We start from the raw sequence: 9,762 nt of genomic DNA, 5'->3' as shown, positions 1-9,762 counted from the left end.
TTAAGATAAAATGAACTAAGGGTTTTATCTACAGACCAAAGTCAATGCTTTAAGGTTGGACTCAAACTCTCTTAGTTCTCGTCATAGAATAATAGCTCATTACTCTATTTAGAGAGATACAAGGTCGGACTTCACTCCGTCAACCGTGTAGAAAGCAATTAACCCGATGGGCCAACAATATTAGCAGCAGATATTTTGTGTAGGTAGGCATTTTATCGAAAACGGTTTAATTTCATTTAACTTGATGAACTAAAGTCCAAGATTGAACTCTATATTGCCACAGGTGACAATATAGAGTTGGATAATCGTTCTTCTAGTTCGGATTAATACTGTCAGCTCGCACAGATTAAAGCCGATCTACACTTTAATCTGTGCCGCCCAAAATAGGCATGCTAATGTAAATAGTCCCCTTTTTTAAATTAATTCTTTTAATTTATATAATAAATCTAAGGCCATTTTAGGGCTCAAGTCGTTCACCTCTGTTGCACTTAGCTGTTCAACAACCGGGTGTTGGCTATCCATGAGAGACAGTTGTTCAAAAGCTTGGGGAACAGCACTCATCACCGAAGGTGCTTGCATATTTTCAAGTTCAGCTAAACGTTGTTTTGCCCGCACAATGACACTTTTTGGTACGCCAGCAAGTTGCGCCACCTGTAAACCAAAACTCTTACTTGCAGCACCTTCTTGCACTGTGTGCATAAAGACAATGCTGTCACCATGTTCAACAGCGTCAAGATGAACATTCGCTAAAGTATCAATTTGTTCAGCCAGTAAGGTTAACTCAAAATAATGGCTAGCAAAAAGCGTGAAAGCTTTCGTTTTTATCGCTAGCATTTCAGCACAGGCCCAAGCCAGTGATAAACCGTCATAGGTACTGGTGCCTCGACCAATTTCATCTAACAATACTAAACTTTTATTGGTGGCATTATGCAAAATGTTAGCGGTTTCTGTCATTTCTACCATAAAAGTTGAACGACCACTGGCTAAGTCATCAGAAGCGCCAATACGAGTGAAAATTCTATCTACCATGCCTATTTGGGCGGCACTTGCTGGTACATAACAGCCTATATGTGCCAGTAGCACAATTAACGCTGTTTGGCGCATATAGGTAGATTTACCGCCCATGTTAGGGCCAGTAATAATCAGCATTTCTCGGCTGCTGTTTAGCACTACTGGATTAGCAATAAAGGGCTCAGCGGTCATTTGTTCTACAACAGCATGACGTCCAGCTTCGATATTAATACCGCTGGCTTCTTGCAGTATAGGTTTAACATAATTTAAGCTTTCGGCCCGTTCGGCAAAAGTATTTAAGACATCAATTTCAGATAGCGATTGCGCAAGGAGCTGCAATTTTTCTAACTCAGGTAATATTTGCTCAAATAACGCTTCATACAAGCGCTTTTCAAGGGCAAGAAATTTACTTTGCGCGGAGAGCACTTTCTCTTCATGTTGCTTCAATTCGTTAGTAATAAAGCGTTCGTTATTTTTTAAGGTTTGTCGACGAATATAATCATCAGGTACATCAATGGCAGAGGTGCGACTCATTTCTATATAGAAACCATGGACTCTATTATAGCCAACTTTGAGTGATTGAATGCCGGTACGTTCTTTTTCGCGTGCTTCAAGTTGCGCTAAAAACTCGGTTGCACCATCGCTTAAATCTCGCAGTACATCTAATTCGTCGTTATAACCTGGAGCGATAACGCCACCGTCACGAATTAATACCGGTGGGTTTTCCACAATAGCTCTTTCTAATAGTGCTTGTGTTGCCGGTATAGGCTGACACTGTTCAACTAATGCCGCTAAATGCGGTTGAGTACAGCTAATCATAAGTGTTTGCAAATCAGGTAAATGCATTAAGGCATTGCGTAAACGTGCAAAGTCGCGCGGGCGAGCTGATCGCAAAGCAATACGGGAAACAATACGTTCAATGTCACCAAATTGCTTTAAGTTAGTGTTGAGTTCAAAGGGTAAGTCTTGCTGTAAGATCTCTTCAATTGCATTTTGACGATTATTGAGTGTATTTAGCTCGCGCAGTGGAAAGTGTAACCAACGCTTTAGTAATCTAGAGCCCATGGGGGTAGCAGCTTTATCAAGAATTGCGGCTAGGGTATTTTCATTACCCCCTTGCAGGTTTTGGGTTAATTCCAAATTACGGCGAGTGGCGGCGTCAAGGATAACAGCAGTCGATGAGCTTTCACCAATAATGGCTCTAATATGCGGTAGTGCAGTACGCTGACTATCTTTAACATATTGAAATAAACAACCTGCAGCAGCGATACCTAGCGGTTTATCTTCAACGCCGAAGCCCGACAATGACTGAGTACCAAATTGTTTATTAAGTAAGGTTTTACTGGTGTCTAAATCAAACTCCCAATCGGGGCGTCGACGCAAACCTTTGCGACCAGCAATAATACTAGTGGCGACTAATGATTCGGGATATAACAATTCTGCCGGTGATAAACGTTGTAGCTCGGCTTGAACTTGCTCTTCAGTTTTAGGCTCAACCAACACAAAACGGCCACTGGTCATGTCTAAATAAGCGAGGCCAAAACCTTGTAGTGTTTGATGAACAGCAACAATCAAATTGTCTTGTCGGTCGCTAAGCAACGCTTCATCACTGACTGTGCCAGGTGTAACCACACGTACTACCTTTCGCTCTACCGGACCTTTGCTAGTAGCCGGATCGCCAATTTGTTCACAAATAGCGACTGACTCACCTAATTTGACTAACTTAGCTAAATAGCCTTCCACCGCATGATAAGGCACGCCAGCCATTGGAATAGCATTACCGCCAGTTTTTCCACGTGCAGTTAATGAGATATCAAGCAAATCAGATGCCTTTTTAGCATCATCAAAAAAAAGTTCATAAAAATCCCCCATACGATAAAAAATTAAAATATTAGGAAATTCCGCCTTAATAGTCAGGTACTGACGCATCATAGGGGTGTGAGAGGAAAGGTCTTTTGTTATTGTTGTCATTGAACTGCCGTAACTAAAATTGATGAAGGTATTAAGGGCATAGATTATGCCATAATGCAGGCGATCAAATCTTTCTATTTTTGAGAAAAATGCTCAGTAAGCTAATCATATAAAAGCACTATTTAACGACTAATAACTGTATTAGTAACTTTTCAAGTTAAAAATTTATAAAGTTACTTATGTTAATAAAACCGTTATTTTTCAATAGTTAAAATTTATAAATTATTTTATTTTTATATCTAAATAAAATAATTTAATAAAAACCTTGATACTGTACGACTATACAGTATACTTTGCTTCATCAAAACGAATTAAGCACCTAAACCCCTCGTGGAGTAGTAAATGGACGATAACAAAGAAAAAGCATTATCAGCTGCCTTAAGCCAAATCGAACGTCAATTTGGTAAAGGTTCTATCATGAAGTTAGGTGACAATAACACCATGGACGTTGAAACAATTTCTACCGGTTCATTAGGATTAGATATTGCTTTAGGTGCTGGTGGCTTACCTCTAGGTCGTGTTGTTGAGATTTATGGTCCAGAGTCAAGTGGTAAAACAACGCTAACCCTTGAAGTTATTGCTGAAGCACAACGTAATGGTAAAATTTGTGCATTTGTTGATGCTGAGCATGCACTTGACCCTGTTTATGCGGCAAAATTGGGTGTAGATATTAACGAATTGTTGGTTTCTCAACCGGATACCGGTGAGCAAGCGCTTGAAATTTGTGACATGTTAACTCGCTCAGGTGCTATTGACATTATTGTAGTCGACTCGGTGGCTGCGTTAACACCAAAAGCTGAGATTGAAGGCGATATGGGTGATTCACACATGGGCTTACAGGCTCGTATGTTATCGCAAGCCATGCGTAAATTAACCGGTAATTTGAAAAAATCAAATACCATGATTATTTTTATCAACCAAATTCGTATGAAAATTGGTGTAATGTTTGGCAGCCCAGAAACCACAACAGGTGGTAACGCCTTAAAATTTTATGCTTCTGTGCGTTTAGATATACGCCGTATTGGCGCTGTTAAAAATGGTGACGAAATTATTGGTAATGAAACACGTGTTAAAGTGGTTAAAAATAAAATAGCGCCACCTTTTAAGCAAGCTGAGTTTCAAATTCTATATGGTGAAGGTATTAATAGTTTAGGCGAGTTAGTTGACCTTGGCGTTAAAAATGAAATGGTTGAAAAAGCCGGCGCTTGGTATAGTTATAAAGGCGACAAAATTGGTCAAGGTAAAGCAAACGCAGCTAAGTATTTGAAAGAAAACCCTAAAATAGCAAAAGAAATTGATACACGTTTACGTGAAGCGTTATTATCAAAAAATAAACTGCCTGAAGAGGCTGAAACAGATAAACCAGCTAAAGCAGCTAAAACAACTAAAGCCACTGAAGAAGTTGTTAAATAATTCTTAGCGAGTTTTACTTTTAATTAAAAAGCCACTGTAAAGTGGCTTTTTTTTAATATAAAAAGTGGTGTATGATCAGAAAACTGCCAATCTTAGCCATCTTGTTAGTTACTCCAGCATTACTCTAATGACATGTTTTCATCTAAACATATGACTGCACAGCATATCCACCGGCATGTCAGTCGATGTTAAAGCTACGATTTTGACCGATACACTGAGTAAACAGATACAAATTTGACGTTTTTTAACTTTGCCTAACTTGTTATAATAAATTAAAGACCCGTGACCAGCTCTCAATAACTTTAAGGTTTACCATTGCTTAATAATCACTCTCATTATTCCCTGCTTGAACATTACTTAAATCATAGCGAAAAACTTGAGTGGGTAATTGCCACTATAGTAAATAAAGCGGGCTCAAGTTATCGCTCACCCGGTGCTATTATGCTGGTTAATAGCGTGGGACAATCGCTTGGTTTAGTCAGTGGCGGCTGCTTAGAGGCCAATATTGTTTTACATGCGAAAAAAGTATTTGATAGCAAACAAACCCATTACGTTGTATACGATATGCTAGAAGAAGATGGTTATGCAGCAGAGCTAGGCGTAGGCTGCAAAGGTAAAATAGGCGTATTATTACAATATGTCACAGCTGCACATCAAGTATTATTTGCCGAGCTTTTTAAGCGCATGCAAGAGGGGCAAGCAAGCTATTTACAACAAACATTTTTAACTGATGAATCAACACCGCAGGCGTTAAATAACATCAGTTTGTTTGATAATGCTGGCCAGTTATTAATAACAACAGCTCAGGGACAAGAAAACCTTAAGCATGATGCCCTAATGCAAATGATAAAACAGGATACAGCGCACAGCAATATCACCATTGGCGAAGATCAGCTGTCGATAACCAAAATATCGGCACCAACTAATTTATGGATTTTTGGTGGTGGCTCAGATGCCATTCCTTTAGTGTCGATGGCGGCGCAGATGGGCTGGCGGGTAACGGTTGTTGATCATCGCTCTAGCTATGCCCGCAGCAGCAGCTTTAAGCAGGCCTCAGAAATCTTTAGAATTCATCCCAACGACTTTTCTCAAATAGCGCAATTTCGCCAACTTGATGCCGCCGTGTTGATGACGCACAATTTGAATTTGGACGCTGCTTGGTTAAGTTTGCTGCATGAAAATAACGTTGCAAAATATATTGGTTTATTAGGCCCGACTGAACGAAGAGGTAATGTTGAAATGCTTGCTAATATTGAAGACAGAGCTTGGTTAATGCGTCATGTTAATGGCCCGGTTGGCCTTGATATTGGTGGTGAGTTGCCTGAGTCAATTGCCTTGTCTATTTTAGCGCAATGTCACAGTGTTTTGCATCATCGCAGCGGTTTAGCCTTGTCAGGTAAATTTATTAATACTTAACTTATTAATACTTAAATTATTAATACGTAAGCTCATTTGACATATAAATAGCGCCAGGTAAAACTTAGTCAGTTTGATTGTTGAGTAGCTCAATATGTTGGTGTTTTGTGCATTCACTTAACCAAGGCTAGTTATTGGGCATCCTTCTATTCTGTTATATGCTATCCAATTTAATCCAAGCTAATGCTAATGAATATTTTTGTAATGCCTGTACACGCTAGCCTTGCTAAAAATATTCAAATAGCGATAATAGCGGCGCCTTTATTTCATTACCTTTTAGCGATATTACTGACTATGCGTCTCGACAAATTTATTTGCAAAAGTACTGAACTTACCCGCACTGAAGCTAAAAAATTGCTTAAAATGAGCAAAGTAACGGTGAATGATGTGGTAATTAAAGACCCTGCCACACAGGTAGATGAAGATGATTATATTTGCATTGAAGACGAAGCACTGACTGCGCGTAGTTTTCGGTATATCATTTTGCATAAACCTCTTGCTACCATTTGCTCTAATGTTGATGAAATCTATCCCTCGTTATTACATTTAATTGCTGTTGATAAGGCATTTGATATGCACATTGCTGGCCGCCTAGACGCTGACACTACAGGGCTAGTGCTAATTACTGACGATGGTCTCTGGTCGCATAATATTATTTCACCTAAGAAACAGTGCGAAAAAGTTTATCGTGTGTGGCTACGTGACCCGCTGAAAAACACTACGGCAGAGAAGTTTACTCATGGCGTGCAGTTGCAAGGTGAAGATGGTTTAACTCGTCCTGCAACGTTAGAGCAAGTTGCCGAGAAAGAAGTCTTATTGACCATAACCGAAGGTAAATATCATCAAGTTAAACGCATGTTTGCAGCGGTTGGTAATCAGGTGCTGGGTTTGCATCGCGAGCAAATAGGGCCAGTAAAACTGGCTGATTTACCCTTAGGTGAGTGGCGTTATTTAAATACCGAGGAAGTCAGTGCCTTTCTATAAACGCTTAGCTTTAGTTATTGCAGATGATTACTATTGGTTATTTGCATAAATTTTTTCTTACCCTGCCGGTTGATAAAAGCACAGTGGTAGCTTGTTTTTTAATTGCAATGGTTAGCGGCTAGCTAATCAAGCGCCTTACTCTTACTGCCCTTTACTCATCTGCTTTCACAAACCTCTTATAGCAAAGTGTTATAAATAACTTTTCAGTAGCAATTACTTCTTTAGCCTTGCTGCGCTCGACTCTTCTTAAAACTAAAACTAAAACTAAAACTTCAGCAAGGATCTATTGTGGCTTAAAAAAGATTAAACTTTTACCACTAACTGCCGATTAATTAACCAGAGGGTTGTAACTACTATTAATAAGGGAGTTGAGAATAGTTATGGATGTTTTTGCAAGTTTATTGCCGGCCAGTTTTACAGCCAAAGCAGAGCGTTTGGAAAAAGACAGCCGTGAGAAACAACAACAACAGAGAAAAAAAACGCCTAATTCTTTGACTGAGCAGTTGAAAATTACAATAGCTTGTTCAACGCTATCTGAAGATGAGCGCCGCTCTGGCGGCGATCGGCGTCAACAACGATTTAAACGAGGGCGTTGGTTGGAGTCACGTAACCGAAATGATCGCAGAGCTACAGCATTGAACGTGATCGTTTAAATTTGGCTTTAACCTAAACCCTAACCTTAAACCAAGCATTAAGTACCTAGCGGTGATCATTTATTCGCTTAAAGACCAGGCTGTAGTGCTTCTACTTAGCGTAATATTGTTTGTTTATTCTGATACTATTACATACCACTGACAATAACTAAGTACTGCAAGATACAGCCCGACAGATTTCATTCATGTAATAGGCCAGGGTAGCGTATTAATCGCCTAGAAAAATCGAGCTAAAATTATTTCTTTGCGTTTAACTGGTTAAATTTCGCTAGCTTTTCATCTGTTGCCGGCAGTTGATGTTTCTCTTTCCACTCATTATATGGCATGCCATAAACCTGTTCGCGTGCCGTATCAATATCGACGTTAACACCCAACTTTTCAGCTTCAGCCACTGTCCATTTAGAAAAACAGTTACGACAAAAGCCGGCAAGGTTCATTAATTCGATATTTTGTACGTCTTTACGATCATCTAAATGCGCGAGTAAACGACGAAATACCGCCGCTTGAATTTCAACTTCTTTATCCATAGTATCCTCGAAAGTGTTATTGGTAAAAATATAATGAAGCCATTAATCAGTCTCTAAAGACTTTCTTTAGGCTCAGACTCTGGTTCTGGTTCGGGCTCTGGTTTTGTATAAGGTCTAATTTGCACTATCATGCCCATGTAGGGGTGGTCGAAATAATGCACTTCGCCACTAATAACACGTCGGTTTTGTTGAAAACGAATAGCTTTGGCCTGTATTGGTGTCGACGTATTTGCTGCGCTATTTAGATTTACATCAGTGGGTAACGTTGGGGCTAATCTTGCTGTGGCCAGTTCTGCTAAGCTTTTATCTAAAATATTAAAATCAGCGGTAATAAATAAATAATGTTTTAAATGAATATTGAAAAAACCCTCAATAAACCATTGTTGAATAGGCGCTATTGGTGGCGTATTTTCTGTGGCCGCTAAGGGCATTTGATCAGTAAGTTTTAGCGATAAGTCTTGTTGGTCAAGTGCTGCTAATAGTTCGTCGGTGTTTTCGTTTACCTGTGCTATTTGCGCAATAATTTGTTCGAGACGCGCTTTTTTAGCTTGTTGTAGCTGTTCAGTTTGGTTTTGCACAGGTAAAGGCTCAAGCAGATTTTTCTTGCTAGTTTCTGTAAGCAAGTGGCTTCTTTGCTGATTTTTTTGCTCGTTGAATTTAGTTAATTGTTTTTGGTAAGGGATAACAAAATTATCACCGGCATACACTTTCATGGGCACAGATTGTTTTTCAGGTCGAGCAACTTGTCGCCAGCCCATATGCAACATAGGGCGAAAGTTTTTGCTATACCTTAAGTCTTGAATAATATCATTAAGCTGTAATGAGTTTTTGCTCAGCAAATGTGTTTTATTGTTGTCGATATCTTCTGGACCATCAATCAATAATGGCACTTTATCAACAGAAAAACCGTGATAGTCAAAGTCAGGATTTTCGACTTGATAGTCAGCAAAGTATGCTTGGTCAATTCGGCATAATAATATGGGCTCAGTTTTGGCGGGATACTGAAATTTAAGCGCTTGAAATTCTTGTTCAGCTGCTAGTACTAAACGTTGAATATTTGCCTGCTCTTCATCAGACAAGGTGGTTGGTAAGGCTATGGCATTGATGTCACTGTTGCCGGGGGTATTATTATTGATAATCGCGTTATTAATGGTAGCGTCACTAATAGCAGGATTATTCTCTGGGTCGGCACGAGCAATTTCACGGTTTAGCCCTGCATTATTTAGTCCGGTATTGTCGGTAAAAATATGTCGACTAGCTGTGTCATTATCTGCTGAAAGCTGTGTCACATTGTTGTTAGAATCAAGCAGGTTGGTGCTATCTTGCCCTAAACCTATAACTTGGTTTGACACCGAAAGCTCTGGCGCTAATTGTGCTATTTGCACTAATGATTTTTCATTAAAAAGCGCAGGGAGTTTGGCATTTTTTTTCGCTAAATCCCCGACATAGTGTGGTGAATCACATTGGGGTAATAGTTGCTTTAACGTGCGAATGTCAGGGTTTAAATAGCGGTTGAGTAAATCTTCCACACGTTGATGTTTTGGTAATTCACTGCTGTCTGGAAAGTTTTCTTTTAACTGGCTTTTATCACCTAATTGGCTAAAAAGAATAATTTCGACATCAAACCATCGGTCATTATTTTCTTGTGTCGTCGCATTTAACGTTAGTGGAAATGTTAAGACGGCAGAACATAAAAATAGTTGAGTTAATTTCATTCAGTATCCAGTTAATGTTTATTTTACCCAGTGATAATAGCAAAGGTTGATCAATACTTATATTGTCAATCC

General features: G+C 39.3%; 7 protein-coding genes. 4 read left to right on the top strand and 3 right to left on the bottom strand.

Going from position 1 to position 9,762, the window contains the following annotated elements; translation table 11 throughout:
* Positions 1 to 414: 414 nt before the first annotated feature.
* The gene (mutS, locus tag H4J65_RS08660; protein ID WP_182197585.1) at positions 415 to 2,982 is read right to left on the bottom strand and encodes a DNA mismatch repair protein MutS; all 2,568 of its coding nucleotides are present in this window, start codon (positions 2,980 to 2,982) and stop codon (positions 415 to 417) included.
* A gap of 342 nt (positions 2,983 to 3,324) precedes the next feature.
* Between mutS and recA the strand changes: the two genes are divergently transcribed.
* The 4 genes from recA to H4J65_RS08640 all read left to right on the top strand — a co-directional run bounded on the left by recA (position 3,325) and on the right by H4J65_RS08640 (position 7,448).
* Complete coding sequence (gene recA, locus H4J65_RS08655; protein WP_182136151.1) at positions 3,325 to 4,395, top strand: recombinase RecA; 1,071 nt, start codon at positions 3,325 to 3,327, stop codon at positions 4,393 to 4,395.
* Positions 4,396 to 4,710: 315 nt separating this feature from the next.
* On the top strand, positions 4,711 to 5,811 hold the full coding sequence (locus tag H4J65_RS08650; protein ID WP_182197583.1) for an XdhC family protein: 1,101 nt from the start codon (positions 4,711 to 4,713) through the stop codon (positions 5,809 to 5,811).
* A 294-nt stretch (positions 5,812 to 6,105) separates the two neighbouring features.
* Complete coding sequence (locus tag H4J65_RS08645) at positions 6,106 to 6,795, top strand: pseudouridine synthase (protein WP_182185312.1); 690 nt, start codon at positions 6,106 to 6,108, stop codon at positions 6,793 to 6,795.
* 380 nt (positions 6,796 to 7,175) lie between these two features.
* Entirely contained in the window at positions 7,176 to 7,448 is a 273-nt protein-coding gene (locus H4J65_RS08640; RefSeq protein WP_182136149.1) for a hypothetical protein, read from the top strand.
* Between the two features lie 236 nt (positions 7,449 to 7,684).
* On the opposite strand, the gene H4J65_RS08635 is transcribed toward H4J65_RS08640, so the two are convergent.
* Complete coding sequence (locus H4J65_RS08635) at positions 7,685 to 7,975, bottom strand: DUF1244 domain-containing protein (protein WP_182197580.1); 291 nt, start codon at positions 7,973 to 7,975, stop codon at positions 7,685 to 7,687.
* A 53-nt stretch (positions 7,976 to 8,028) separates the two neighbouring features.
* Positions 8,029 to 9,690 (bottom strand): CsiV family protein, encoded by a 1,662-nt coding sequence (locus H4J65_RS08630; RefSeq protein ID WP_182197578.1) that lies wholly within the window; start codon positions 9,688 to 9,690, stop codon positions 8,029 to 8,031.
* Positions 9,691 to 9,762: the final 72 nt, after the last annotated feature.

The organism is Colwellia sp. MB02u-9 (assembly GCF_014077085.1).
Lineage (GTDB): Bacteria > Pseudomonadota > Gammaproteobacteria > Enterobacterales > Alteromonadaceae > Cognaticolwellia.
This window is presented reverse-complemented; position numbering and strand designations above follow the sequence as displayed.